This is a genomic window from Allobosea sp. P1_A7 (assembly GCF_056406775.1).
Map to the genome: position 1 here is coordinate 1 of NZ_JBFTZN010000085.1, position 25368 is coordinate 25368.

The following is a 25368-nucleotide window of genomic DNA, read 5'->3' on the forward strand; positions in this document are numbered from 1 at the left end:
GTTGCCCGAGTCGGCCCAGCCCATGCCGGCGTTGAGGCCGATGTAAAATCCGGCCCAGGTGAAGACGGGAGCGTAGACGATCGGGGGAGGCGGCGCTTGGCGGCTGGGAAGATCGGCCGAGAGGGCCGACGTCGCCAGGCAGGTTGCAAGGACGGCGGTGGATACAAGTCCTAGTCKCATGGTGTCCTCCGAAGTCAGGAATAGGCCAGCCTATCTGTTGCACATCAAATTGCGGCGGTGAACCCGAATAATCGGCCTAATTTACTGATGGATGTCAAATATTCCCGATAGCGACAATTTGATCACTTAGCCAATTATGAATGCGAATTCTCGATGACGTGAGGTCAATCAATCCATGGGTGCGCCTTGAAGGTTGTCAGGACGGGGATACCGGAGTGTGTTTGATCTCGGCGGTCGCGCAATGCGTATTCGGAGCGGCGATGATTGGCCGAAATGGGGTTGGGTCATCGGGCGCGTGCGAATAATCTTGTGCGCGAGGCCGGCCGAGCCCATAACCAGCCTGCCAGCAATGACGCGGACGGTTGTCTTGCCTCAGGCTGCGGCCGCGGCTGGCCCGGCGTCAAACATGGTGTTCTGGAGCGGCAGGGGGGCGGCCAGGGGTGGCCAAGGGGGCAGCAAAGACGGTTCATCGATCCAAAGGAGTTTTGCCATGAGCGAAGTCTTCAATCCGGACGTGATCTCTCGTCGACATGCCCTTTCCTTCTTGTGGTCGGCGGCTGCACTGGGCCTCGCAGGGGCTGCCACAGTCCTGACAAGTTCACCTTCCGAGGCCGAGACCGCGGGCATGGATCGACGCGGCGACAGGCGCACCGGGCGCGGGGAGCGACGCGACGTTCGCCGCACCGGACGCACCGATCGGCGTGAGGAGCGCCGTCAGTGAGTGGCTGCTGAAGGTACAGCGGAAGAGCGGGATACGATGGCGGCCCCTCTGCGCACCATCCCTGCGTAGGGATGTGGTCGCCACCGTCTCGCGCGCCATTTGAATCTCAAGCCCGGTACGGCGACGCCGCTCACGCCAGCGACGGAAGGTCCTCCGCAGTGCGCGTCACTCTGCCAGCATGATCTCGGCCGCACGCTCGCCGACCATCATCGCCGGAGCGTTGGTGTTGCCGGAGGGGATCGTCGGGAAGATCGAGGCATCGGCGATGCGCAGGCCGCTGAGGCCATGCACCCGCAGGCTCGCATCGACAACTGAATCCGCAGGATCGGGCCCCATCCGGCAGGTGCCGCAGGGGTGGAAGACCGAATAGGCCTCGGAGAGATAGTTCGGCTCGATCACCGGGGCGACATGGGGATCGGCCGAGCGGATCGCGACATGCCCGCGGCTGCGCGGCCGGCAGGGCGAGACGCTGGTGCTGAAGCCGGAGAACGGATCGGGCTTCATCAGGGCGCGCACGCCGGGCAGGGCGCGCTCATAGCTCAGCGGCGAGAAATAGAGCTGCATGTCCGGACGCTCGAGCCCCGGCCGCGTCTTGAAGAAGCCGCCGCCCTGATTGACGCTGAGCGAGAGCGGGCCGCTGCGGTGAAGCGCATAGTGCAGCGCCATGCCGATGCGGCCGGGCCAGGAGAGCAAGGCCTCGTTCAGGCTGGGCCGCCTGGACCGGTAGACATGGTCGTAGCAGAGATGGTCCTGGAGATGGGCGCCGACCGCCGGCAGGGCGTGCAAGGGCGTGATGCCATGCTGCGCCAGAAGCGCGGGCGCGCCGATGCCGGAGAGCTGCAGGAGCTGGGGCGAATTGATTGCGCCCGCCGCGACGATGATCTCGCCGGCGGTGCGGAAGCTGACGGGCGCGCCGTCGCGTTGCCCTTCGACGCCGACGGCGCGGCGCCCCTCGAACAGGATGCGCGAGGCGAGCACGCCCGTCTCGACCTTGACGCGCCCGGTCTTGCGGGCCGGATGCAGATAGGCGCGTGCCGCCGATTCACGCAGGCCGCCGCGCGTCGTGATCTGGTAGATGCCGGCGCCCTCGCAGCTTTCGCCGTTGAGATCGGGGTTGAAGGGCAGGCCGGCCTCTTGCGCCGCCTTGACGAAGATCGGGGTCAGCGGGTGGACGACCGAGGCGATGTCCTCGACATGCACGGGGCCGCCCGCGCCATGCCACTCTGACGCGCCGAGCGCATGGTCCTCCATGCGGCGATAGGCGGCGAGCACCTCGCGCCAGCCCCAGCCGGGATTGCCCATCGCCTCCCAGCCGTCGAAATCCTCGCGCTGGCCGCGCATATAGACCATCGCATTGATCGCGCTCGACCCCCCGACGACCTTGCCGCGCGGCTGGTAGATCTGGCGGCCGGCGAGGGCGGGCTGGCTTTCCGTCCGGTACATCCAGTTCAGGCGCGGGTGGTAGAAGGTTTTGCCGTAGCCGATCGGCAGATGCAGCCAGGGGCTCAGGTCGCGCGGCCCGGCTTCCAGCACGAGGATGCGGCCGCGCCCGGCCAATGCGAGGCGCCCGGCCAGCGCGCAACCGGCCGAGCCCGCGCCGATGACGATGACATCCCATTCCTCCAAGATGGACTCCCTGCCGCTTCCGGCGCTGCCTGAACATCAGGCTCGCGATGTGTTTGCATCGGCTTTCCCCGAAAACCGCGATCCACGTTTCGGGCCGATGTCTTAGGTTGGATTGGGCTTGTCGCTAAGGACCATTCTGTTCGAAGCGCCAGTCCAATCGGTGGGGATCAGGCCGGCGATCAGGCCCAGGATCAGGTCGAATTGAGATCGTCGATCGCCTGGCGCAGGCCAAGCACGCCGGCCTGGGTCTGCGCCGGCGTGAAGCCGCTGAAGCCGAGCACGAGCCCGTCGCGCTCCACCGGCTCCAGGCTGAAGCGGCTGATCGGCGCCACCGTGATGCCGCGCCGGGCGGCGGCCTGCGTCACCGCAACGGCATCGAGCCCCTCGCGCAGGAAGCCGATCGTGTGCATGCCGGTATGGGTGGGCACGACGGTGAGAGCGCCCGCCAGATGCGCATCCGCCGCGGCGATCAGCGCCTGGTGGCGCTCCTGGTAGAGCTTGCGCATGCGCCGGACATGGGTGGCGAAATGGCCCTCGACGATGAAGTCGGCGACGATGCCCTGCAGCGCCGTCGGCACRCCCGGCGAATAGGCGTCGAGGCAGATGCCGATCTGCTCGGCGAGCTGCGGCGGGGCGACGAGGAAGCCGAGGCGCAGCGAGGGGAACAGCGTCTTCGAGAAGGTGCCGACATAGATCACGCGGCCGGTCAGGTCGATGCTGGTCAGCGTCGCCATCGGCGCGCCCTGGAAGCAGAACTCGCCGTCCCAGTCATCCTCGATGATCCAGGCGGAACTCGCCTGCGCCGCCTCCAGCAGGGCCAGCCGCCGTTCCAGGCTCATCTTGGCGCCGAGCGGCTGCTGGTGCGAGGGGGTGACGAAGGCGAGCTTGAAATCCGGCGCGCGGCGCAGGCCTGCCTCGACGATCAGGCCGGCCTCGTCGACCGGCACCGGCACGATATCGGCACCCGACAGGATCAGGCTGTTGCGGGCGCCGATCGCGCCCGGATTCTCGAACCAGACCTTGTCGCCGGGATTGATCAGCGTCGCGGCGAGCAGCTGGAAGGCCTGCTGGGCGCCGGCGACGATGAAGATCTGCTGCCATTCGCAGGCAATGCCGCGGTTGAGCCGCAGATGCGCGGCGATCGCCTGGCGCAGCACCGCCTCGCCATGGGGATCGGGATAGCCCAAAACCTGCTGGCGGGCCTTGCGCCAGTGCCGGCCGGAAAGCTTGGCCCATTGCGCCATCGGGAAGGCGTCAAAAGCCGGCATCGCCGTAGTGAAGGCGCGCGGCTGGTGCGGCAGGCGCRTGCCGAACAGTTTTGAGGCGGAATCCATCGCCTGCGCCAGCCGGAGTTTTGCGGTCGGCACGGCTACCGCCGCGGTCACTGGGGCCGGCCGCTCGCTCGCCAGCGCCTGGCTGACATAGGTGCCGGCACCGACGCGGGTCTCGACCAGCCCCTCGGCGGCGAGCCGGTCGAAACTCTCGACGATGGTGGTGCGGGCCACGCCGAATTCCTGCGCCAGCGTGCGCGTCGCCGGCAGGCGCTCGCCGACCTTGAGCGCGCCGCTCAGGATGAGTTCGCGCAAGCCCACGCAGACCTGGACGCTGAGCCCATGCTGCCCCTGTCGATCCAGCACGATCGATTGCAGCAGGACACCTTCTTCGCGTTTGACCATATCGCTCCAGTGATCCTGCCCAAGCCAGCACCGGTCGCGATCTCTGCGATTGGACTGCTGCTTTCGCCAGAATGGACCTTGGGTTCAGACCAATTCAAGTCCCTTTCTGAGCCCACGCCGCCTGGCAATCGCGCTGGGCCATGGCGATGGATTGGCGGCGGCAATAATGAAGATCACCCGTCTCGAAAGCTTCACGACGCCGGATGTCGGCTTCGTCCGTGCCACCTGCGAGGATGGCAGCCAGGGCTGGGGGCAGTTCTCGCCCTATAATGCCGACATCACCGCGACGGTCTTCCACCGCCAGGTCGCCCGCTGGGCGATCGGCTGGGACGCCTTTGCGGTCGACGACCTCGTCGCGACGATCGGCGAGCGCGAGCACAAGTTCCCGGGCTCCTATCTCTGCCGGGCTCTGACCGGACTCGACACGGCGCTCTGGGACCTGCGGGGTCGCAAGGAGCGGAAGAGCGTCTGCGAATTGCTCGGCGGCACGCCGCGCCCGTTCACGGTCTACGCCTCCAGCATGAAGCGCGGCGAGATCACTCCCGAGGCTGAAGCCGAGCGCCTCGCCCGGCTGCGCGACGCCCATGGCTACCGCGCCTTCAAGTTCCGGGTCGGGCGCGAATGCGGCCGCGACCTCGATGAATGGCCCGGCCGTACCGAGGCGATCGTGCCGCAGGTCCGCGCCGCGCTCGGCGACGCGGCGACGCTGCTGGTCGATGCCAATAGCGGCTATACGCCGGCAAGCGCGATCGCGGTCGGCCGTATGCTGCAGGACCATGGCATCGTCCATTTCGAGGAGCCCTGTCCCTATTGGGAACATGCCTGGACGCGTGAGGTCCGCGAGGCGCTCGATCTCGACGTCACCGGCGGCGAGCAGGATTGCGACCTCGCGATCTGGCGGGCGATGATCGACGGGCGCGTCGTCGACGTGGTGCAGCCGGATATCTGCTATCTCGGCGGGGTCGGGCGGATGCTGACGGTGGCGCGCTGGGCGGCCGAGGCGGGCCTGCCGGTGACGCCGCATTCCGCCAACCAGTCGCTGGTGACGGTGTTCACCCTGCATGTCATGGGCGCGCTCGCCAATGCCGGTCCCTATGTCGAGTTCTCGATCGAGGGGCCGGATTATTACCCTTGGGAGCAGGGGCTGCTGCGCAACCCGCCCAAGGCCCGCGACGGCATGGTCGCAATCCCCTCCGAGCCCGGTTGGGGCGTCGAGATCGAGCCCAGCTGGCTGGACCGGGCCGCCTATCACGTGACCGAGGTGTCGGCGTGACCCTCGACCGGGAGAAGCTGGTCGAGGAAGCGCGACGCACCGGCACACTGGCGGGACTGCCGCGCGGGCATTTCATCGGCGGCCGGCTCGTTGCCTCCGTCTCGGGGCGGGAGATGGAGAGTTTCGACCCCGGCCGCGGCGTCCCGTTCGCCAGCGTCGCAGCGGGCTCAGCCGAGGAGGTGGCGGCGGCGGTCGCGGCGGCACGAGCGGCGCTGTCTGGCCCCTGGTCGCAGATGACGCCGGCGGCTCGCGGCGAGATCCTGATGCGGGCGAGCCATCTGCTGCGCGAGCGGGCGGCGCGTTTCGCCGTGGTCGAGACGCTCGATTCCGGCAAGCTGCTCGCCGAATCCGAGGGCGATGTCGGCGGCGTCATCCGTGCCTTCGCCTATTATGCGGGGGCCGCCGACAAGCTGCATGGCGACAGCGTGCCGCTTGGCCCGGACTATCTCGGGGTGACGATCGAGGAACCGGTCGGCGTCGTCGCGCAGATCGTGCCGTGGAACTATCCGCTCTCGACGGCCGCGCGCGGCATCGCGCCGGCGCTCGCCGCCGGCTGCACCCTCGTCGTCAAGCCGGCAGAGCAGACGCCGTTCACCACGCTGATGCTGGCGGAACTGCTGCATGAGGCCGGCCTGCCCGACGGCGTGCTCAATGTCGTCGCCGGCACGGGAGCGGAGGCGGGCGCAGCACTCGTCGCCCATCCCGGCATCGACCACATCACCTTCACCGGTTCGGTCGCGACCGGCCAGCGCGTGATGCGGGCGGCGGCCGAGCATGTCACGCGGCTGGCGCTCGAACTCGGCGGCAAATCCCCCGTCGCGCTGATGGCTGATTGCGAGATCGGGCTGGCGATCGAGGGCGTGCTCGGCGCGATCTACGAGAATGCCGGCCAGATCTGCTCGGCCGGCTCGCGGCTGATCCTGGAGGCACCTATCGCGGACGAGGTTCTCGACCGGCTCGTCGCACGCGTTTCAGCGATGCAGCTCGGCCATGGCCTGGGCGAAGCCGGCATAGGGCCGATCAATTCGGTGCAGCAGCTCGCGCGTATCGAGGCCCATGTCGAGCGGGCGCGCGCGGCCGGCAACCGCATCCTGATCGGCGGCGGCATCGTTCCCGCAGCCGAGTGCGGCAGTGGCTGGTTCTATCGTCCGACCATCATTCTCGCCCGCGGCCCGGACGACCCGCTGGTGCAGGAGGAGATCTTCGGCCCGGTCCTGACAGTGCAGATCGTCGCGGATCTGGAGGAGGCCATCGCGGCGGCCAACGCGACCTCCTATGCGCTGGTCGCCGGCATCTACACCCGTGACCATTCCAACGCCTGGCGCTTCGCGCGCGCCGTCGATGCCGGCCAGGTCTACATCAACGAGTTCTTCGCCGGCGGCATCGCCATGCCCTTCGGCGGTAACCGTAAATCCGGCTTTGGCCGGGCCAAGGGCATGGCGGGCTTGCGCAGCTACTGCAAGCTCAAGAGTGTTGTGGCGCGGCTCTGAACGGGCCCGGGGGGAAACGACGGAATGTCGACTGAGCTGTTTACCGCCGATTTCAAGGCGGCACCCTATTGGTGGGACGGAGTCCCGCGGCCGGAATTGCCCCGCTCGGAGCCGCCGAAACAGGCCGATGTCGTGGTTGTCGGCTCCGGCTATACCGGCCTGCATGCCGCGCTCCAGACCGCCAGGGGCGGGCGCAGCACGGTGGTGCTCGATGCGGAGGCGGCCGGCTTCGGCTGCAGCACCCGCAATGGCGGCCAGATCTCGACCAGCATCAAGCCCGGCCTCGCGGCCCTGGCGCGCCGTCACGGCGAGAAGCGGGCCTTTGCCATTCTGCAGGAAGGCCATCGCTCGCTGCGCTGGATCGCCGAGTTCGTGCGCGAAGAGGCGATCGACTGCGATTTCGGCGTGGTGGGGCGCTTTCACGCCGCCCATTCGCCGGGCCAGTACGAGATGCTGGCGCAGCGCGTCGACAACCAGACCAAGGGCCTCGAAGTGCCCTGCCATGTCGTGCCGCGCACCGAGCAGCGCGACGAGATCGGCTCGGATCTCTATCATGGCGGCGTGGTCTATGCCGGCCATGCCTCGGTCAATCCGGCGCGCTATCACCAGGGCCTGCTGGAACGCGTCCTCGCGGCCGGCGCCGAGCTGGTGCCGTTCTGTCCGGCGACCGCGATCACCCGCCAGGGCAAGGACTTCCTGGTCGAGACGCCGCGCGGCACGATCCGGGCGCGCGACGTCATCGTCGCCACCAACGGCTATACCGGGCCGGCGACCGGCTGGCTGCGCCGCCGCGTCATCCCGATCGGCAGCTACATCATCGCGACCGAGCCGCTGGAGCCGGCGCTGATGGACAAGTTGATCCCGCGCAACCGCATCGTCAGCGATACCCGCAAGGTCGTCTATTACTACCGCGCGTCGCCCGATCGGCGGCGCATCCTGTTCGGCGGCCGCGTCTCCCTGAGCGAGACGGATCCGCGGCGCAGCGGGCCCAAACTCCATGCCGACATGAGCGCGATCTTCCCCGAGCTGGCGCAGACACGGATCAGCCATTCCTGGTGCGGCTTCGTCGCCTATACCTTCGACGAGCTGATGCATGTCGGCCGCCATGACGGGCTCTACTACGCCATGGGCTATTGCGGGGCGGGCGTCGGCACGGCGAGCTATTTCGGCATGCGGCTCGGCCAGCAGGTGCTTGGCCTGGCCGAGGGCAAGACGGCGCTCGACGACCTGCCGTTCCCGACGCGGCCCTTCTACAGCGGCAATCCCTGGTTCCTCGCACCATCGGTCTTCTATTACCGCTGGCGCGATCGCCTGGCCCGATGAGCCAGCAGGATCGTCTCTGCGGATTGGCCTTCCCCAATTCTCAGAATGGACCTTCTGGCCAGACCAATTTCAACAAACTCTGCACGCTCTCAATGGTGGGAAGCTGGGTCGCTACAGCGACTGCGCGACTGCCGCTGGACATGTGCCCCTCAGCTCAGGAGATATGACATGCAGTGCCCGCCGATCCTGCCGTCGCGATCGACCCTCGTCCTTCTCCTGAGCCTGGCCGGAGCGATGCCGGCCCTGGCGCAGGAGCTCACCGTTGTGTCCTTCGGCGGCTCCTATCAGGAGGCGCAGAGCAAGGCGCTGTTCGTGCCTGCCGCCAAGGCGCTGGGCATCAAGCTCAAGGAAGAGACCTATAGCAGCATCGCCGACCTGCGCCTCAAGGTGAAGGCTGGCGCCGTGACCTGGGATGTCGTCGCCAGCGGCTCCGGCAGCGCGGCGCGCGCGGGCTCCGAGGGCATTCTCGAAAAGCTCGACTACAAGGTCATCGACACCTCGAGCTTCGTGCCTGGCACCGCGCAGGATTACTGCGTCGGCGGCGACGTCTTTTCCACGGTTCTGGCCTGGAACACCAAGACCTACGGCGAGAAGGGCCCGCAGAGCTGGGCCGATTTCTGGGACGTCAAGACATTCCCGGGCAAGCGCTCCTATCGCAAGGGCGTGGCGGGTGCGCTCGAGCCCGCCCTGATGGCCGACGGCGTGCCGCCGGAAAAGGTCTACGAGGTCCTGTCGCAGCCCGGCGGCATCGAGCGCGCGATCAAGAAGATCCGCGAGCTGAAGCCGCATATCGCGGTCTGGTGGAGTTCTGGCGCCCAGCACGCCCAGCTGATGAAGGATGGCGAGGTCGACATGATCACCGGCTGGAACGGGCGCTTCGACGTCGCCGCCAAGGACGGTGCCAAGGTCGCCTACACCTTCAACCAGGCGCTGCTCGACTATGACTGCTTCGCCATCGCCAAGGGGGCGCCGAACAAGGACCTGGCGATGAAGTTCCTGGCCGAGATCAGCAAGCCGCAATACCAGGCCGAATTCACCAAATACATCACCTACGGGCCGACCAACAAGAAAGCCTACGACCTCGGCACGATCGAGGCGGCCTATGCCAAATCACTGCCGTCGCATCCCGACAATGCCGCCAAGCAGGTGCCGATCGACCTCGACTGGTACACCAAGTTCGAGACCCAGGCCTCGGCCGCCTACCAGAACATGCTGACCGAATGAGACTGGCGGCTGATCCCGGCGAGCGGGAGGCTGCCATCGCGGCAGCCCCGCTCGTCTCACCCGCAGGCAGGGCGCTGCCGATCGCAGTGCGGCGCTTGAGCAAGGCCTATGGCGCCGTCTCGGTGCTCGACGATGTCGATCTCGACGTCAGGCCCGGCGAGTTCCTGACTCTGCTCGGCCCATCGGGGTCGGGCAAGACGACCCTGCTGATGGCGATCGCCGGCTTCCTGCGGCCCGACAAGGGCAGCATCCGCTTCGGCGAGCGCGAGGTCGTCCGGCTTGCGCCGCACAAGCGCGAGATCGGCATGGTCTTCCAGAACTACGCCTTGTTTCCGCATATGGACGTCGCCCGCAATGTCGGGTTCCCGCTCAGGCTGAGGCGCGTCCCGGCGAGCGAGATCGCCCGGCGCGTCGAGGCCGCGCTGGAGATGTTCCAGCTTGGCGGCTATGGCGGGCGCAGCATCAACCAGCTCTCCGGCGGCCAGCGCCAGCGCGTCGCGCTTGCCCGGGCCATCGTCTTCGAGCCGCGCATCATCCTGATGGACGAGCCGCTCTCGGCGCTCGACAAGCAGCTGCGCGAGCGCATGCAGATCGAGCTGCGCCAGCTCCATGACCGGCTCGGCACCACCACCGTCTATGTCACGCATGACCAGCGCGAGGCCCTGACCATGTCGGACCGCATCGCGGTGCTCGATCGCGGTCGGATCGCGCGGATCGACACGCCGCGTGCGATCTACGACCAGCCCGGCAGCCGTTTCGTCGCCGAGTTCATCGGCGAATCCTCGTTTCTCGATGTCGCGGTCACCGATGGCATCTGCCGGGCTGCCGGCGCCGTCATCCAGGCGCCCAAGGTCCCGGCCGGGCAGCGGAACTGCGTGATGATGCTGCGCCCGGAACGGCTACGCATCCTCGACGGCAGCGAAACCGAGGCGATGAACCGCTTCGAGGGCACGGTCCAGAGCGCGATATACCAGGGCGACACGCTGCTGCTGCAGCTCGTGCTGGGCGATGGCAGCCTGGTCAGCCTGCGCATGGCGACACGGGGCGACGATGCCGCGCCGCCGGCACGCGGCACGCCGATCGCGGTCGGCATCGCCGTCAGCGACACCGTCCTGCTGGGCGACGAGGGGAGGGCGCGCAAGTGAGCGCGCCCGGGCTCAGCATTGCCGGCGGGGCCGGCGACGATTTCCATGCCGCGGCGCTGCACCGCGACCATTGGCGCGAGCGGTTCGGGCTGGCGGCGCTGGCCGCGCCTGCGCTCCTGCTCGTCACGATCACGGTGCTGCTGCCGGTCGGCTGGCTCTTCGGCCTGTCTTTCCTCGACGATGCCGGCGCACCGAGCCTGGAGCATTACCGGCGCATGCTGGCCGAGCCTTCCTATGGCCGGACCTTCCGCACGACCTTCGAGATCAGCCTGCTGACCACGGCGATCTGCATCCTGCTCGGCTATCCGCTCGCCTATTTCCTGTCGCAGCTGCCGCGGCGCGCCGCCAATCTCTGCATGATCGCGGTGCTGCTGCCGTTCTGGACCTCGCTCCTGGTGCGCACCTATGCCTGGCTGGTGCTGCTGCAGCGCCGCGGGCTGATCAACACCTGGGGCATGGAGCTCGGCATCTGGAGCGAGCCGCTGCAGCTCGTCCACAATGTCGCGGGAACGCTGATCGGCATGGTCCATATCATGCTGCCCTTCCTCGTCCTGCCGCTCTACGGAACGATGCGGGCGATCGACCGCGACCTGCTGCGGGCGGCCTCCAGCCTCGGCTCGACCCCGGCTCACGGCTTCTGGACCGTGTTCTTTCCGCTGTCGCTGCCCGGTCTTGCCGCGGGCTCCGCGCTCGTCTTCGTGCTCTGCCTCGGCTTCTACGTGACGCCGGCGATGCTCGGCGGCGGCAAGGTGACGATGGTCTCGAACCGCATCGCCAACGATATCGAGCTGTTCTTCAACTGGGGGGCGGCGAGTGCGCTCGGTGTCGTGCTGCTAGTGATCACGCTCGTCGTGCTCGTCCTGGCTGCCCGGCTCTCGCGCGGCGCGGGCCTCTTCGGCGCGGGGCATTGATATGAGCTGGTTCGATCGTCCCGCCAGCGACACGCAGATCACGCACCGGTCGCGGCTCTGGCTCTACGGGCTCGGGGTGCTGGTGCTCGCCTTCCTGGCCCTGCCGACGCTGATCGTGATCCCGATGTCGTTCTCTCAGTCGCAGTATCTGGAGTTTCCGCCGCGGCAATGGTCGTTGCGCTGGTACGAGGCGTTCTTCTCCTCGCAGAGCTGGATGGCGGCGACGGGGACCTCGCTCAAGGCCGGCATCTGCACGGCGCTCGTGGCGACGCCGGTCGGCACGCTTGCGGCCTATGGGCTGCATGTCTCGCGGCTGCGCTTCGGCGGGGTCGTGATCCTGGCGCTGCTGACGCCGACGATCGTTCCGGTCATCCTCGTCGGCGTCGCGCTGTTCTATGCCTTCGTGCAGCTCAAGATGGTCAATTCCTTCCTCGGCATCGTGCTCGCGCACACGATGCTTGCCGTGCCGATCGTGATGATGATCGTCGGCTCGGCCCTGAAGAGCTTCGATCTCGACCAGGAGCGCGTTGCCCGCAGCCTGGGCGCGACGCGGGCGCAGGCCTTCCTCCAGGTGACGATGCCCCAGATCGGCTTCGCCATCGTCACCTCGGCCCTGCTCTCCTTCCTGACCTCCTTCGACGAGGTGGTGGTCTCGCTCTTCGTCTCCGGCGGCGACAACTCGACGCTGACGCGCGCGATGTTCATGGCGCTGCGCGACCAGATCGACCCGACCATCGCGGCGATCTCGACCATCATGATCGTGATCACCTCGCTGCTTCTGGCGGCCTCGCAACTGCTGGGCAAGGCGGAGAAATAAAGGCAATGGAGTCAATCCTTTGCCGGTAGATTTGGCACATGCCGGCCGACCTGGCGAGACCGTGACAAGCTGAGCGGCGCGCCCTATTCATGGCAACCTGAGCTTGCGGCCGACCAAAGCAGCGCAACGCTGCCGGCCATGATCGGGATGGGGGTATGGGGGACGCACCGGATTGGGTGAAGGGCGGCGTTCTGCGCCGCGGCCTGGCCTTCCTGATCGATCTTGTCGTCGTGATGATCGTCACCCAGGCACTGGCGGCCGTCCTGTTCCCGCTGTCGAATGGGGCGTTGATCGACGGCTCCAGCTTCATGACGGACTGCCGGCCCGCGCAAGGCCGCCCCGCGACGATCGAGATCCCGGCCGGCTTCCGGCCGACTTCAGTAAGCATCTGCACGAAATCGCTGTTGGGGCAGCCGACTGCCCGGTTCTACACGCTGTCGCGGCAGGGGGCCGATTCAAGCGTCACGACCTCGCTCAGCTATGCACTGAACGCTGAGAACCAGATGACGCTGGCCTTCGATCTGTCGATCCTGCAATGGCCGCTGCTGGCGCTGATGCGGTGGCTGCTGGAGATCCGCGGCGTGCCGAGCCTCGGGCGCCATCTCTTGTCCCTGCGCGTCCTGCCGCGGTGGGACGAGCCGGTCACCGCAGCAGAGATCCGCGCCGCGCTCGCCCGGCGCTATAGTCTGTTCGCGCTGCCCGGCGTGGCGCCTCTGGCAATGGCGGTCCTGCTGTTCGCTGCCCTTCGCTCAGGGGTGCCGCTTCCGAACGATCTGGCATCCATCCTGGGCTTCCTCGGCAACCTGCCGCTCGCCATGGCGGTGATCGCCGCCTTGTACGCAATCGCGCGGGGGCGCGATGCCTTCTACGACGAAGCCGCGGGAACCACCGTGCTCCGCCTCGTGAACGGGGCCAGGGAGGTCGCATCTGAGCAGCCCCCTGGTGCAGAACCTGGCATTCCCGGCGGCGCTCCGCGGAAAGCCGCGCTGTCCGCCGGTCTCCAGCCCGTCCCCTGGGCGACGCTGGCGCTGGCAGCTCTTCTCATCCTCGTCTTCATCGGCGAATTGGTTGAAACCTATGTCCGGTCGCAGAGCCTCGGTGTCACCGGGATGACCATCGTGCTGTTCGGCGGCGTCTCCAGTGAACTCGCGATCCAGGCCGGGCAATGGTACCGCCTCGCCCTCGCCATGTTCCTGCACTGGAGCCTGGCGCATCTGATCGGCAACGTCGTCATCCTGGCGATCGCCGGCTGGTTCCTGCAGCCGGTCCTCGGGATGGGCTGGCTTCTCGCCATCTTCCTGCTCGGCGGGCTTGCGGGGGCTCTCGGTTCTATCCTGGTGAACCCGGCAACCCTGATTGGTGCAGGGGCTTCCGGCGCCATCATGGCCGTGATCGCTGCGGGCCTCGTGGTGAGCCTCCGGCTTGCCGACGATGCCCGCCGGCTCTGGCTGCAGGCATTCTGCGTCGCGATCCTGCTCGCAACCTTCCTCGCCGGCGGCAGGCTCGCGGCTGGAGAGCTCGACCATGCCAGCCATGGCGGCGGTGCTCTTACCGGGGCCATGCTCGGCGCCCTGATCCTGCGGTCCTGGGATGCCGGGACGCGGCGTCCGCGCTGGGCCCGCCCCGCGCTTGCAGTCGCACTCGGCCTGACAGCCTTGACATTCCTCTCGATTCCGCGCGCGGGCTTTGGTGACGTCGCCCTGGCGCGGTTGACCATCCCGCCGGAGCAAGTGCCAAAGACCGATGCCGAATGGTTCGCACGCTCCGCCGAGCTCGTTCGCCAGTATCCGCGCGATCCGCGCAGCCATCTCGCCCATGCCGTCGCGGTCGGCAACGACAAGGCTGCGCGCGAGAGGGCCTTGACGCTGGTCAGCAGGACCCAGGCGGCCCTGTCCCCGGCCAGTCTTCCCGAGGTCGAGCAGAACGCCTTCCTTGTCGTGGGCGAAGCGCGGCGCAAGGCGCGAGACTGGGAAGCCGCGCGCGACCTCTTCACACGCGCGAGCGCCACAACGGCGCCGCCTATGCCCGCGATCTATGGCTGGCGCGCACAGACTGAACTCGCGCTCGGCTTGCTTGACGCGGCGCTTGAAGACGCAGAAGTCCAGGTTCGCCTGCAACCATCCAGCACCCAGGCGCTGGTCGATCTGGCTGGTATCTTCGACGCCATGGGCCGGCAGCGCGACGCGATCACTAGGCTCGATCAGGCGCTCGCCATGGAGCCGGACAATGCCGGCATACTGCGCTATCGCGGCTGGCTTGCCTTCTTCGACGGCCGGCCCAAGAAGGCCATTCAGGACCTGGAACGGGCTCTCACGCTGAAGCCCGAAGACGCCTATGCCGCCCTGTGGCTGCACATCGTCTCCGCACGTTCGGGGCGAGGGGGGCGGCTCGCCTCGGCGGCCAAGGGGGTCGACATGACTGTCTGGCCAGCCCCGATCATCCAGTTCTATCGCGGCGAGATCGACCGCAACGTCTTGCGCGCGGCAACGCAGAGCCGAGACCCGATCACGCATGGCGAACAGACCTGCGAGGCGAATTTCTATCTCGGCGAATGGCACCTTCTGGAGAATGCCAAGGCCGAGGCCGACCCGTTCATCTTCTATGCGGCCACGAGTTGCCCGAAGACCTTCGTGGAATGGGCGGCCGCCCGCACCGAGCGCCGCCTGATCGAGCGGTGAGGGGCGCGGGACGCCCCGACCTCGTCAGACCGAGATCCACTTCTCATCCAGCACTGCTGCGCGCCCCTCATCCCTGAGCTTGAGCAGATGCGCCGCCACATTGCGCTCGGCGGCGCGGCGCAGCCAGGGATCGGTTTGCGAATAGAGCCGATCGACGAGATCCCAGGTTCCCATCGGTCCGGCTTTTAGCGCATCGGCAATGGCGTTCTCGCGCCTGAGGCGATGCTCCAGCAGCTCGGCGACATAGGGCTGCGGATTGGGCAGCGGCGGCCCATGCCCGGGCAGATACAGGCTGTCGTCGCGCGCCAGCATCAGCCRTAGGCTTGCAACGTAATCGGCCATGTCACCGCCCGGCGGCGCGACGATGCTGCTCGACCAGGACATGACGTGGTCGGCGCTGAACAGGATCCCGTCCCGGAAGGCAAAGCAGAGATGGTCGGAGGCGTGTCCGGGCGTGTGGATCGCCGTCATCCCCAATGCGGTGTCGCCGTCCTTCAGCAGGATATCGGGGATAAAGGCGTCATCGGCGCTGAGATGGTAGGCGTATGTCTTCGCGCCGGTGCGGGCCTTCAGGCCGGCGGTCGCGCCGAGATGGTCGGAATGGGTGTGACTCAGYACGATCGCAGAAACCGCACCGCCCGTGGCGCGCAGGATGTCGTCGAGATGCCCGGCATCGTCGGGGCCGGGATCGAGAACCACGAAGCCGTCGCCATCCTCGATCAGATAGGTATTGGTGCCACGATAGGTCATCAGGCTCGGATTATTGGCGACGATACGGGAGATGCCGGGGACAACCTCCATCGGCCGGCCACGCGGCGGCTCCGGTTCAGTCAGAAAGGCCAATATCCTATCCTTCGCTGGGGCGATGCAGACCGAGCCCCGTCCTGCTCGCTCTTACGCGATGTCGAAGGCAGGAGAAATTGCGCGCAAGGTATAGCGGGGTTCTGCCTCTCGGTGATCGTCTCGGATGCCATGCTCCTCGTCGGGAGCGCGGATGACCGCAGCTTCCAGCATGCGGCATTCGCCCATGGCGATCCGGTGATCGGACAAACCGGCTCGCCACCAGGCAGTCAAACCAGCGCGCTCAGGCATCCTGCAGCATCGTCTCGGTGTGGAGGGCGCATTTCCAGGATTGGCCATCCCTGACCCATGTCGTGCTATCCGCGCATTTCATGTCCATGGGTTTGCCCTTCATGTCGCCCTTCTGATGCACCTTGTAGGCGATGACGGCGACTTCGTCGGTCGGCATGATCACGTCGACATCGCTGAGCTTGAAGCTCCGCAGCGTCCACCGGCCTTCTTCCGTCATGGTTTCATACCGGTCGGGGTCGATCTTCATCGCCCCCATCGGGCCGGTGATCAGACATTCGCTGGCGATCATCGATTTCGCGAGCTTGGCATCCTTGTCGACCATGGACTGCCAGAAGCGCGTCTCGAGATCGATGATGGTTTGCTTGTCTCCGGACATGGCTGTTCTCCTTTGACGAAGAGAACGAGCATCGGTGGAGCAGGTTCCGGGAAGGGCGCCGCCGCCCGCCGCCCGCCCACCGTTGCATCGTCATGGCTCACAGGCCCTGCGCAGATCGCCTGCGGATGAGCGTCCAGGCGAGCAGAAGTCCGACACTGATGGTGATCGCAGCATAGATCGCCGGTGCGGGATTGCTGAACGTGCTCTTCGAACCTGCCCAGGCGACGATGAAGGCAAAGGGTATGACGCCGACGCAGTAGCCGAACAGGAAACGTCGAAACCGCATCCGGGTCATTCCGGCAATGGTGCAGCTGAGCTCGGGCAGGATCGGCAGCGCCTGACACGCAAACAGCGTGAGCAGATCGTTCTTCGCAAAGGCTCGCTCGATCTCCGCGAGCTTTTCGCCATCCTTGAAAAGCCTGGCGAGGACGGGTCTACCAAAGCGGCGCCCCATCCCATATCCGCCGAGCCCCAGCAGCATCAGCCCGGTGGTGGCGGAGGCTCCGCCCAGGAGCGGGCCCATCGCATATCCCGCGATCAGGATCGTCGTCATCGTGGGCACTGCAATCAAGAGGTCGATCGCCAGCAGGAGGACGACACCCGCCCCCAGATAGAGCGGATTGATCTCCTTCGCGGCCTCGATGAAGGCCAGCGCACTGCGCTCGGAGACCAGACCTGTCGATTTGACGATGAGCGCGGTTGAAGCGAACGCGAGCGCAAGGACAAGCGCGACTTTCAGAAGCCCCTTCATGAGCCGCGCATCATCCTGCGACTGAGCCCGGGCGCCAGCCTGGATGTCAGCGGCAAGAGCCTCGCCTTTCCGACATGGATTTCCGGCCGCGCACACCTGACGCCCGCCAGGATCGCCTCCGCGGCATCGCGAGCCGATATCTTTCCGCTGCCGCGCCCCGCCGTCATCGGGGTCTCGACGAGGGGAAGGATCGCCTCGATCACCGCCACCCCGTCCGTTTCGAGCTGGTACCGCAGGCTCTGGGAAAAGCTGTGCAGCGCCGCCTTGGTCGCGCAATAGAGCGCCGTCCGCTGCTTCGGGAGGAGAGCCAGTCCCGAGGAGATATTGACGATCGCGGTGCCCATGCCCTGCCGTCTCAGACCCGGCAGAAATGCGTGGGTCAGCAAGGCCGGGGCCAGCAGGTTGACCGCAATTTCGGCGTCCATCTGCAGGGGATCGAAATCGGGATCGGTCAAGGCGACGGGATATTGGAGCGCCGCATTGTTGATGAGCACGCTCAGATCGGCATGGCGCGCCGCGATATCGGCTGCCACCGCCCTGACGGCCGCAGGATCGGCCAGGTCGATATCGATCGCCTCCAGTCCGTTGCGCGGCTCGAGCCGGCTTGCGCTTCGTGCCAGCACAATGACGGAGTGCCCGGCGGACAGGAGCTTTTCCAGCATCTCGGCTCCGATGCCCGAGGTGCCGCCCGTCAGAACGACTTTCGAGGATCGAGAAAGCGGGGTACGCATTCCGATGTCTTGTCTCCTTTGTGTCTGTCGTCGATCCTCCTGCCATGCTTTCGAGCGTTCCTGATGAACCCGGGTTTAGATGAGCGAGGTTCTCCGGCCGGCCGACTCCTGAGTCAGCTCCGGGAACTTGCTTTGCAGGACAAAGTTTGGGGCGACAGGCTCTGGACCGCCAGGGCTTGTCCCAAGGGCCATGTCCTGTTCGATCCGGACAATGCGCCGGCCGATCTGTTCATTCTCACGGAAGGGCTCATCAAGCTGGTCTACGTCACGCCCGAGGGCGATGAACGGATCAAGAGCTTCATCGCCGATCAGGGCCTGTTCGCGGCAGAGGGCAACGGGCCGGCCTTCGGCGCACGAACGCTCGAACCATCGACAATCATCCGGGTTCCCCTGCCATGGTTGCAGCAGCGGATCGCCGAGAACCCGGATCTGCAGCGCGCTTACGGCCAGTTCGCGGATTGGGTGAGGCAGCGCAAATCGCGGCGCGAGCAGGCCTTGCTCTGCGATTCCGCCGCAGAGCGATTTCGGGCCATGCTAAGGCTGGAGCCGGGCTTGTTGAGCCGTCTCTCCCAGGGAGATATCGCGCGCTATCTCGGCATCACGCCCATCGCCTTCAGCAGGATCAAACGGCGCCTGAGCGCAGCTGAGTGACGGCATTGCACGCCGGAACTGTGACGTTCAGCCATAGCCTCGCAAGCAATCTGCGGCAGCGGCGGTTCGAATTCGGCATCCCGGGCCGTCCTGCCGGCTCCGGCGCCAAGCGTAGTTCCATCGACAGCGATCGCGCTATGCTGACCGAAGGTTCGCAGGGCCGGGTTCCCGGTTCCACAGCGTCTCACCCACGTGGGCTAGCCTGCCCGGGGGCGTAAAATCCGCCCGGCGCGCCTGATCGATGGATGTCCTGGCCTTCCAAGCGCTGCCTGACCGCGCTGCTAATGCGATGTCAGGACATGCCGTCAGGTGGCAAGCCGTTTCGACGCAAAAGACGTCAGGTGGTGATCAGAGAAGCTGGAGGGAGCCTGCCGCTGTCTTGCCGCGTTCGGTTTTCAAGTCGAAAGCGACCTTCTGTCCTTCGGTCAGAGTCATCATGCCGGCCTCTTTCACGGCTGTGATGTGTACAAACACATCCTTGCCGCCGTCTGAAGGCTGAATGAACCCGAAACCCTTCTCAGTATTGAACCATTTCACGTTTCCCGTCGCCATAGCCGCATCCTCTGAAGATTGCGTCTTGCGGGCAGGCGGATGCTCGATCCGACGACCCGGCGAAAGAATTGACCGAAAAGACAAGGTTGTCGAGACCAAACGTGAAGCGTCACTGGCCGACGATTACAACCGGTTTATCATCACAACTGTGAGTTGCCATCGAATGGCGCTGATGCATCAATATACACCTCCGGTAGTGCTGGATCGATCATACCCAGCGCCGACGCGCGATCCTTCCAAGGACGATGATCTTTGCGCCACGCGCAACCTGCGTCATGACCTGCCGAAGAGCAGGTTCCGAGGGAGGCGGACGTCTATCGCCCGCCGGTATCGCTCACGATTGCTCTGATCTCGCGTGCGACGGCAAGGAGCGCCCCGTCCCGACATCACCGCGTGCCGTATCCGCGAGCAAGGTCGCGGCATCCCTGAAAGCCTTCAGTGCCGTGTGTATCGCTGAGTTGAGCGGTACCGTCGCCTGATACTGCCCTATCTCGCGCCGGGCGCTCTCGACCAGGGCGAGGAGTTTCTCCGCGTCATAGGGCGAGAAATGCCTCTGTGTGCGCGTCACCATCATCCGATCCTCTTCCACGGCGCGCGACGGCGCACAAAACCCTTCGAGACCAGCCGCTCGGCGTCGGCGGCCAGGACTGCGAGATCATGCAGGAGCATGCGGATCGCCTCGCGCGCGTCGCCMTTGGCCTCGCAGAGCACCGCGTCGATATCCTGATCGGTGATGACCGTGATGGTCCCCTGATCGTCTGGCATATTTCATTCTTTCAATGAGAACAAAGATGGAACATTCTGCGATTGGGGAGTCAAGCAACCCGGCCGTGTACCGGCGGCTTCTGCCCGGAGAAAGTCGGGCTTGTCGCGTACGGGCGCTCTTGGTGGATCCGTTGCGTTCTGCTGCGCTCCCTGGCTGGTGCGCCAGCATTCCGCGCATTCGCGTGGCGCCCACGCCCACGCGCTAGTGATGGCTGGAGCCATCGTAGGGCTGCTCCCGAATGAGCTTCAGTTCGGTGGCGAGGATATCGGGTGACGCGTTGGCATCGGTCCCGAAGGCCCGCCGCAGCCAGCCATTGGCGTCGATCAGAACCTGCGCGGGCGGCTCTCCGCCGCCGGTCAGTTCCGCGAGCGCAGTGGCCAGCGGCTCCGGGTCCTCGACCGGACAGCGGGCCGCCGCGCCGTCAGCCTGGACCTGCGCGGTCGTGCCCTCGATCCACAGGCGCAGGACCCGACCATCGCCCGGAGCCAGGATGACGCCCTCTTGGCAGCCGGCGACGAAACCTGGCATGCGGGCGGCCCCGGCAAAGCGCATCTCGGAGCGGTCATAGATGCGTGCGCCGGCGCGCAGCCGGATGAAATCGATCAAGGCCCAGATCTCGGCATCGCCGAGCCCGGTTGCCGCCGGCATCGGCCCGGCGCCGTGGCGGATCGACCAGACCCGCTCCCCGCCCGGGCGGCCCGCGATCAGCGGCGCCGAGAGGTCCGGAGGCCAGACCGCCTGCGCGACCGCGACCGGCCCGCGGCCGCGCGCGTCGAGGCCATGGCAGCTCGTGCAGTCGCGCTGGAACAGCGCGCGACCGGCCGCTATCGAGCGCGCGGAATAGCCGGTCGGTGAGAGCTGAAAGCTCGTCGGCACCGCGGCGACGACATAGGGGCGCCATGGCGGCACCTGGATATAGACCAGTGCTGCGGCTCCAGCCGCGAGCGCCGGCCAGCGCAGCTTGCGCAGCACGACGGCTAGGATGAAGAGCGCGGCCGTGATGGCGATCGGGCCGAGCAGGCGCAGGAGCCCGTCGCGCAGATAGGCATCGTCCCACAGGCCCGGAATAGGTCGCAGCGGCAAGGGCCAATCCGGCTGTTCGTGGATACCCGGCGGCTGGCTTGCGAGCGCGGCGGCAGCGCCGAGCGTCGCCGCCAGCGTGCCGAGAAGCGCCTGCACCTGCATCAGCGAGGTGAGGGCGAGCGTCAGCACGCAGGCGAGGCCGAGTGGCGTGAAGCGGCGTGCGATGGCAGCCGCCTGCGAGGGCAGGAGAAAACACGTCGCGAGCAGCGGCAGCAGCGCGCCGAGCCAGAGCCCGGCAGCCACGACATGCAGGCCAAGGGCGATCGTGACCCAGCCCTCAGTCGCTGCGCCATGGCCGAGCCCGCCTTGCAGGAAGGCGGCGGCAGCGAGAAGGGGCAGGGCGAGCCAGCGGCCGCGTCCCTCGCTGTGCAGCATCCACAGCGAGACGACCAGCAGGGCGAGGCGCAGCAGCAAGGTCCCGCCGAAGAGGGTCTGGAGGATGGCGAGCGCCGCCTCCCGGCTCGCGACGGCGTTCCCCAGCATGGCGCTGCCCTGGAACCAGAGCCAGGCGCCGCCGCTGACAAGGGACAGCACGACGCCGGCCCGGCTGAACCGGGCCAGCCTTCGCAGCAACGAGGTAGCCTCGGGCGCGGCGCCCAGTCGTCCCCACGCCAGCAGGCGAAAGGCTTCGGTGCCGAGGCTGGACAGCAAGGCGGCGAGATGGAGCCAGCGGATCGCCGGCAGTGCCGCCTCGATGAAGGCAGTCACATCAGGGCCTGACGGTGAACCGGTACTGCCCGGCGACGCGATGGGTATCGACGGAGGTCGCCGCCCATTCGACCGTGTACGGGCCCGGCGCCGTCGCCTTCAGGCGGATTTTCAGCGCCTTGCCGTCGCCCGCCACGGCTTCCGCCGGCGCGAGCTGGACCTCGTGGCCCTGCGCGTCGCGCACGGTGATGCTGCTGAGCTTGATCTCGAGGGCCTCGGTGAAGCCGAGCACGATCTCGGCCGGGGCGGCGACCGTCGCGCCCTCGGCCGGCGAGGCGGTCCTGAGATGGGCATGGGCGAAGGCTGGCGAGGCGGCGAAGGTCGAGGCCGCAAGAGAGAGGGCGAGCGTGAGCCCGGTGACGCGAGACATGAACAGGGTCCTGTGATGGAGAGAGGGCTTTCGCCTGGCGATCACCAGCTGGCGTCGAGCCCGAGATGGGCGAGAGCCTGGCCGCGCAGTTCTGCAAGGCGCGGGTCGCCGCGATGGCGGGGATAGGGGAGGTCGTTGACGATCTCGGCCTTGATCCGGGCGGGGCGCTCGCTCAGCACGATGACGCGCTGGGCCAGGAACAGCGCCTCTTCCACGTCATGCGTGACGAGCAGCGTGGTGAAGCCGCGCTGGCGCCAGAGCTCTGCGATCTCGGTCTGCATCGCGATCCGCGTCAGAGAGTCGAGCTTCCCCAGCGGCTCGTCGAGGATCAGCACGCTGGGATCATTGACAAGCGCCCGCGCCAGAGCTGCGCGCTGCGCCATGCCGCCGGAGAGCTGGCGCGGAAAGGCCCGTTCGAACCCGGCGAGACCGACCGTCCGCAGCGCATCGTCGACGCGGCTCTTCTGTGCGGCGAGCAGGCCGCGCGCCTCCAGCCCGAGGGCGACATTCCTCCAGACGGTGCGCCATGGATAGAGCGTCGGGTCCTGGAAGACGACGACGCGGGACGGGTCGGGCGCCGTGATCAACTCTCCCGCGGCTGAGATCCGGCCCCGCGAGGGCTGTTCGAGCCCGGCGACCAGCCGCAGCAGCGTCGACTTCCCGCAACCGCTCGGGCCGAGCAGGGCGAYGAATTCGCCGGCCCGAACGTCGAGGTCGATATCGTCGAGCACCGGCAGCGGCCGGCCTTCGAGATCGAAGGCATGCGAGACACCGGCGATCGCGAGATCGGCTCCCCGCGCGGTCGGCGCGGTGCGATCGGCAGCGAATGTGAGTGGAGCGGCTACCATTTCACCACGTCCTTCTGCCAGCCGAGCAGCCGGTCACGCGCGGCGAAGAGCAGCGTGATCAGGCTCGAGAAGATCAGCGCCATGACGATCAGCGCGCCATACATGTTGGCATAGGCGGCCCAGCCCTGGGCCCATTGCAGGTAGTAGCCGAGGCCCGATTTGACGCCCATCATCTCGGCCGCCACCAGCACCGAGAAGGAGGCGCCCAGCCCCATGAACAGGCCGACGAAGACATGCGGCAGGGCGGCCGGGATCGCGACCTTGAAGATCAGGAACGAGCGGCGGGCGCCGAGCGTGCGGGCGACGTCGTAATAGGCCTTGTCGACGCTGGCGACGCCGGACCAGGTCAGCACCGTGACCGGGAACCAGGTGGCGAGCGCGATCAGGAAGATCGCCGCCGAAAAGCTCGAGGGAAAGAAGAAGAAGGACATCGGCAGCAGCGCGGTCGACGGGATCGGCCCGAGGAAGCGCAGCACCGGGTGGACCCAATAGCCGAGCCCGCGCGACCAGCCGATCGCGACGCCGGTGACGAAGCCGGAGAGCGTGCCGAACGCGAAGCCGAGCGCGAGCAGCCGCAGCGAATGCAGCACGCTTTCGCCCAGACGCGGCCAGTCCTCGGCATAGACCTCGACCAGCGCGGAGGGCGGCGCGAAGAAGGGCACCGGAAGCAGGCCGAGCTTGGCCGTCAGCAGGTCCCAGATTCCGACGAAGAGCGCGAGCACGACGAGCCAGGGCGCAGCCCGGCCGAGCCGCGAGCCGAGCGGCGGCCAGACGGCGCCGATCGTCGTGGCGATCGCCAGCAGGACCGCCCATGCGACGAGGCCGAGATTGGTCTGGTCGACATAGAGCGGTTCGGCGAAGCCGACCTTCCTGTTCGCGAGCAGGGTGACGGACGCGGCGACAGCGGTCCAGGCCAGTGCGGCAAGGGCGCCCCGCGCCAGCACCCAGCCATCGACCTGCAGGGGCGGCCGGTCGAAGGTTGCCGCGGAGCCTGTCTGTTCAAACGGCGACATTGGGCACGATCTTCTGCGCGAAGGCCTTGGCGTCGGTGCTCTTGCGGATCACGTTGACGAGCTTCAACTGTTCGGTGAACAGCGCGACATCGTCGCGCAGCGCCGCTCCGGTGGAGTGGTGGTCATGCGTGTGGCTGCGCAGGATCGCGGCCACCGTCTCGGGCGTCACCTTTGCCGGGACGAAGGGGGCGAAGATCTCGGCCGTCTTGTCGGGATTGGCCGCGGTCCAGGCCTGGGCCTCGACGATGGCGCGGGAGACCGCAGCTGCGACCTGGGGCTGGTCGCGGATCAGGGCGCCGCGCAGGCCGAGCACGCAGCAGGTCGACTTGGCGTATTGGCCCTCGAGATTGGTGGCGAGTTCGACGAGCTTGTCGCGCTCGCGGATGAGATAGCGATGCGGGTCGTCGCCGGCCAGCGCCTGGACCTCGCCCTTTTTCAGCGCTTCGCCGAACAGGTCCTGCGGGTACTGCACCCAGCTGACATCCTTCTCCGGATCGAGGCCGATCTCGGCGAGGCGGATGGCGAAGAAGTTGCGCACCGGGCTTGCCGGGTCGGTGACGGCGACGGATTTGCCCTTCAGGTCCTTCAGGCTGCCGATGCCGGCATTCTCGGCGACGAGCAGTCGCATGCAGCCGCCATGGGTGCCGACGGTCAGGCCGACATCGAAGCCTTGTTCGAGGGGCTTCAGCCAGCGCAGCGCCATGCCGATGCCGCCATCGGCATGGCCGGTGGCGATCGCCTGGAGCAGGGCATCTGTCGGCCCGCTGAAATTCACCGGTTCGACCGCGATGTTGTATTTCTCGAACAGGCCCTGCTTCAGCGCGACCGAGATCGGCGACTGGCAGACGGCCGTCTGGCCCCAGGCGAGCTTGATCGTCTGGCGCTGCGCCAGCGGTGCGGCCTGGGCGAAGGCGTGATGCCCGGCGAGACCGGCAAGCGGTGCGGCGGCGAGTGCGGCGGCTCCGCGCAGGAGCGCGCGGCGGGTGGGCTGGCTGGTGACAAGGCTCATATTCGCTCCTTTGCCGCTGCGGTGAGCGGCTACGTGCCGGGGGGGCGAGAAGATCAGGCGGCGGCGCGGCTGGCCGGGACGCGTTCGACGGTTCCATGCACATCCGTGCCGCGCCGGAGCAGGTTCAGGATCGGGCAGAAGCGCTCGACTGCGGCGTTGAGGGCGTCCAGATCGGTTGCATCGGTGGTCAGCCGCACCGTGTAGGAGAGGTCGTGCGGGTAAACTGGCACCGTCTCGAAACCGGGCGTGCCGGCGCGGGGATCGAGCTGGCCCTGCACCTCGACGGAAACATCCCGCAGATCGATCTGCTGGTCGGCGGCCTGGATCAGGTAGGTGTGAGTCAGGCAGCTGGAC

General features: G+C 67.1%; 25 protein-coding genes and 1 pseudogene. 10 read left to right on the forward strand and 16 right to left on the reverse strand.

The genetic code is table 11. The annotated features are described in order from the left end of the window. A pseudogene (locus AC1D34_RS16530) lies at positions 1-180 on the reverse strand (hypothetical protein); the annotation flags it as partial. Positions 181-670: 490 nt separating this feature from the next. Between AC1D34_RS16530 and AC1D34_RS16535 the strand changes: the two are divergent. Then, on the forward strand, positions 671-901 hold the full coding sequence (locus AC1D34_RS16535; RefSeq protein ID WP_441491082.1) for a twin-arginine translocation signal domain-containing protein: 231 nt from the start codon (positions 671-673) through the stop codon (positions 899-901). Positions 902-1066: 165 nt separating this feature from the next. Here AC1D34_RS16535 and AC1D34_RS16540 read toward each other — a convergent pair whose 3' ends face one another. Both AC1D34_RS16540 and pdxR read right to left on the reverse strand, forming a co-directional pair. Then, positions 1067-2527, reverse strand: coding sequence for a GMC family oxidoreductase (locus AC1D34_RS16540; protein WP_476824759.1), 1461 nt, complete (start codon positions 2525-2527; stop codon positions 1067-1069). A 191-nt stretch (positions 2528-2718) separates the two neighbouring features. Further along, complete coding sequence (pdxR, locus tag AC1D34_RS16545) at positions 2719-4203, reverse strand: MocR-like pyridoxine biosynthesis transcription factor PdxR (RefSeq protein ID WP_476824760.1); 1485 nt, start codon at positions 4201-4203, stop codon at positions 2719-2721. A 166-nt stretch (positions 4204-4369) separates the two neighbouring features. Between pdxR and AC1D34_RS16550 the strand changes: the two genes are divergently transcribed. From AC1D34_RS16550 to AC1D34_RS16585, 8 genes are all read left to right on the forward strand, one after another. Next, positions 4370-5476 carry a mandelate racemase/muconate lactonizing enzyme family protein gene (locus AC1D34_RS16550; protein WP_476776926.1) on the forward strand — a complete coding sequence of 369 codons (1107 nt, stop codon included), beginning with the start codon at positions 4370-4372 and terminating at the stop codon, positions 5474-5476. Further along, positions 5473-6966 (forward strand): aldehyde dehydrogenase family protein, encoded by a 1494-nt coding sequence (locus tag AC1D34_RS16555; protein WP_441491086.1) that lies wholly within the window; start codon positions 5473-5475, stop codon positions 6964-6966. Before AC1D34_RS16550 ends, AC1D34_RS16555 begins: the two co-directional genes overlap by 4 nt. 24 nt (positions 6967-6990) lie before the next feature. Beyond that, entirely contained in the window at positions 6991-8289 is a 1299-nt protein-coding gene (locus tag AC1D34_RS16560; protein ID WP_441491087.1) for an NAD(P)/FAD-dependent oxidoreductase, read from the forward strand. A 168-nt stretch (positions 8290-8457) separates the two neighbouring features. Next, a complete protein-coding gene (locus tag AC1D34_RS16565; protein WP_476776927.1) occupies positions 8458-9513 on the forward strand; it encodes an ABC transporter substrate-binding protein in 1056 nt (351 codons plus the stop codon). Further along, positions 9510-10658, forward strand: coding sequence for an ABC transporter ATP-binding protein (locus AC1D34_RS16570; RefSeq protein WP_441506677.1), 1149 nt, complete (start codon positions 9510-9512; stop codon positions 10656-10658). Before AC1D34_RS16565 ends, AC1D34_RS16570 begins: the two co-directional genes overlap by 4 nt. Continuing rightward, positions 10655-11569 carry an ABC transporter permease gene (locus tag AC1D34_RS16575; protein ID WP_476824761.1) on the forward strand — a complete coding sequence of 305 codons (915 nt, stop codon included), beginning with the start codon at positions 10655-10657 and terminating at the stop codon, positions 11567-11569. The genes AC1D34_RS16570 and AC1D34_RS16575 overlap by 4 nt, the downstream gene beginning before the upstream one ends. Position 11570: 1 nt before the next feature. Further along, positions 11571-12386 carry an ABC transporter permease gene (locus tag AC1D34_RS16580; RefSeq protein WP_441491091.1) on the forward strand — a complete coding sequence of 272 codons (816 nt, stop codon included), beginning with the start codon at positions 11571-11573 and terminating at the stop codon, positions 12384-12386. A 155-nt stretch (positions 12387-12541) separates the two neighbouring features. Then, a complete protein-coding gene (locus AC1D34_RS16585; protein ID WP_476776929.1) occupies positions 12542-15064 on the forward strand; it encodes a rhomboid family intramembrane serine protease in 2523 nt (840 codons plus the stop codon). A 24-nt stretch (positions 15065-15088) separates the two neighbouring features. On the opposite strand, the gene AC1D34_RS16590 is transcribed toward AC1D34_RS16585, so the two are convergent. The 4 genes from AC1D34_RS16590 to AC1D34_RS16605 form a co-directional block, all read right to left on the reverse strand. After that, a complete protein-coding gene (locus tag AC1D34_RS16590; protein ID WP_476824762.1) occupies positions 15089-15907 on the reverse strand; it encodes an MBL fold metallo-hydrolase in 819 nt (272 codons plus the stop codon). A gap of 241 nt (positions 15908-16148) precedes the next feature. Continuing rightward, the gene (locus AC1D34_RS16595; RefSeq protein WP_476776932.1) at positions 16149-16532 is read right to left on the reverse strand and encodes a nuclear transport factor 2 family protein; all 384 of its coding nucleotides are present in this window, start codon (positions 16530-16532) and stop codon (positions 16149-16151) included. 97 nt (positions 16533-16629) lie between these two features. Continuing rightward, entirely contained in the window at positions 16630-17283 is a 654-nt protein-coding gene (locus AC1D34_RS16600; protein WP_476776933.1) for a TVP38/TMEM64 family protein, read from the reverse strand. Then, positions 17280-18014 (reverse strand): SDR family oxidoreductase, encoded by a 735-nt coding sequence (locus AC1D34_RS16605; protein ID WP_441491098.1) that lies wholly within the window; start codon positions 18012-18014, stop codon positions 17280-17282. Before AC1D34_RS16605 ends, AC1D34_RS16600 begins: the two co-directional genes overlap by 4 nt. 132 nt (positions 18015-18146) lie before the next feature. Here AC1D34_RS16605 and AC1D34_RS16610 point away from each other — a divergent pair, with 132 nt between their 5' ends. Then, entirely contained in the window at positions 18147-18665 is a 519-nt protein-coding gene (locus tag AC1D34_RS16610) for a Crp/Fnr family transcriptional regulator (protein ID WP_476824763.1), read from the forward strand. Positions 18666-19013: 348 nt separating this feature from the next. Here AC1D34_RS16610 and AC1D34_RS16615 read toward each other — a convergent pair whose 3' ends face one another. From AC1D34_RS16615 to AC1D34_RS16655, 9 genes are all read right to left on the reverse strand, one after another. Continuing rightward, complete coding sequence (locus AC1D34_RS16615; protein WP_069881900.1) at positions 19014-19217, reverse strand: cold-shock protein; 204 nt, start codon at positions 19215-19217, stop codon at positions 19014-19016. Between the two features lie 334 nt (positions 19218-19551). Continuing rightward, the gene (locus AC1D34_RS16620; protein ID WP_441491100.1) at positions 19552-19788 is read right to left on the reverse strand and encodes a hypothetical protein; all 237 of its coding nucleotides are present in this window, start codon (positions 19786-19788) and stop codon (positions 19552-19554) included. Beyond that, a complete protein-coding gene (locus tag AC1D34_RS16625; RefSeq protein ID WP_476824764.1) occupies positions 19788-19982 on the reverse strand; it encodes a hypothetical protein in 195 nt (64 codons plus the stop codon). The genes AC1D34_RS16620 and AC1D34_RS16625 overlap by 1 nt, the downstream gene beginning before the upstream one ends. 202 nt (positions 19983-20184) lie before the next feature. After that, a complete protein-coding gene (locus AC1D34_RS16630; RefSeq protein ID WP_476824765.1) occupies positions 20185-21774 on the reverse strand; it encodes a cytochrome c in 1590 nt (529 codons plus the stop codon). 1 nt (position 21775) lies between these two features. Further along, on the reverse strand, positions 21776-22144 hold the full coding sequence (gene copC, locus AC1D34_RS16635) for a copper homeostasis periplasmic binding protein CopC (RefSeq protein WP_441506685.1): 369 nt from the start codon (positions 22142-22144) through the stop codon (positions 21776-21778). Between the two features lie 41 nt (positions 22145-22185). Then, positions 22186-22992, reverse strand: a complete 807-nt coding sequence (locus tag AC1D34_RS16640) for an ABC transporter ATP-binding protein (RefSeq protein ID WP_476824766.1) — start codon at positions 22990-22992, stop codon at positions 22186-22188. Next, positions 22986-24005 carry an ABC transporter permease gene (locus AC1D34_RS16645; RefSeq protein WP_441506687.1) on the reverse strand — a complete coding sequence of 340 codons (1020 nt, stop codon included), beginning with the start codon at positions 24003-24005 and terminating at the stop codon, positions 22986-22988. The genes AC1D34_RS16640 and AC1D34_RS16645 overlap by 7 nt, the downstream gene beginning before the upstream one ends. Next, complete coding sequence (locus AC1D34_RS16650) at positions 23992-25014, reverse strand: ABC transporter substrate-binding protein (RefSeq protein ID WP_476824767.1); 1023 nt, start codon at positions 25012-25014, stop codon at positions 23992-23994. Before AC1D34_RS16650 ends, AC1D34_RS16645 begins: the two co-directional genes overlap by 14 nt. Positions 25015-25067: 53 nt before the next feature. Then, on the reverse strand, positions 25068-25368 hold a 301-nt coding region (locus AC1D34_RS16655; RefSeq protein WP_476824768.1), incomplete at its 5' end, for an OsmC family protein.

Bases quoted from the DNA above. Each gene is read 5' to 3' on its own strand.
- AC1D34_RS16535 (WP_441491082.1), top strand. From the start codon at position 671: ATGAGCGAAGTCTTCAATCCGGACGTGATCTCTCGTCGACATGCCCTT.
- AC1D34_RS16550 (WP_476776926.1), top strand. From the start codon at position 4,370: ATGAAGATCACCCGTCTCGAAAGCTTCACGACGCCGGATGTCGGCTTC.
- AC1D34_RS16560 (WP_441491087.1), top strand. From the start codon at position 6,991: ATGTCGACTGAGCTGTTTACCGCCGATTTCAAGGCGGCACCCTATTGG.
- AC1D34_RS16565 (WP_476776927.1), top strand. From the start codon at position 8,458: ATGCAGTGCCCGCCGATCCTGCCGTCGCGATCGACCCTCGTCCTTCTC.
- AC1D34_RS16570 (WP_441506677.1), top strand. From the start codon at position 9,510: ATGAGACTGGCGGCTGATCCCGGCGAGCGGGAGGCTGCCATCGCGGCA.
- AC1D34_RS16580 (WP_441491091.1), top strand. From the start codon at position 11,571: ATGAGCTGGTTCGATCGTCCCGCCAGCGACACGCAGATCACGCACCGG.
- AC1D34_RS16585 (WP_476776929.1), top strand. From the start codon at position 12,542: ATGGGGGACGCACCGGATTGGGTGAAGGGCGGCGTTCTGCGCCGCGGC.
- AC1D34_RS16595 (WP_476776932.1), bottom strand. From the start codon at position 16,532: ATGTCCGGAGACAAGCAAACCATCATCGATCTCGAGACGCGCTTCTGG.
- AC1D34_RS16600 (WP_476776933.1), bottom strand. From the start codon at position 17,283: ATGAAGGGGCTTCTGAAAGTCGCGCTTGTCCTTGCGCTCGCGTTCGCT.
- AC1D34_RS16605 (WP_441491098.1), bottom strand. From the start codon at position 18,014: ATGCGTACCCCGCTTTCTCGATCCTCGAAAGTCGTTCTGACGGGCGGC.
- AC1D34_RS16615 (WP_069881900.1), bottom strand. From the start codon at position 19,217: ATGGCGACGGGAAACGTGAAATGGTTCAATACTGAGAAGGGTTTCGGG.
- AC1D34_RS16620 (WP_441491100.1), bottom strand. From the start codon at position 19,788: ATGGTGACGCGCACACAGAGGCATTTCTCGCCCTATGACGCGGAGAAA.
- copC (WP_441506685.1), bottom strand. From the start codon at position 22,144: ATGTCTCGCGTCACCGGGCTCACGCTCGCCCTCTCTCTTGCGGCCTCG.
- AC1D34_RS16645 (WP_441506687.1), bottom strand. From the start codon at position 24,005: ATGTCGCCGTTTGAACAGACAGGCTCCGCGGCAACCTTCGACCGGCCG.
- AC1D34_RS16650 (WP_476824767.1), bottom strand. From the start codon at position 25,014: ATGAGCCTTGTCACCAGCCAGCCCACCCGCCGCGCGCTCCTGCGCGGA.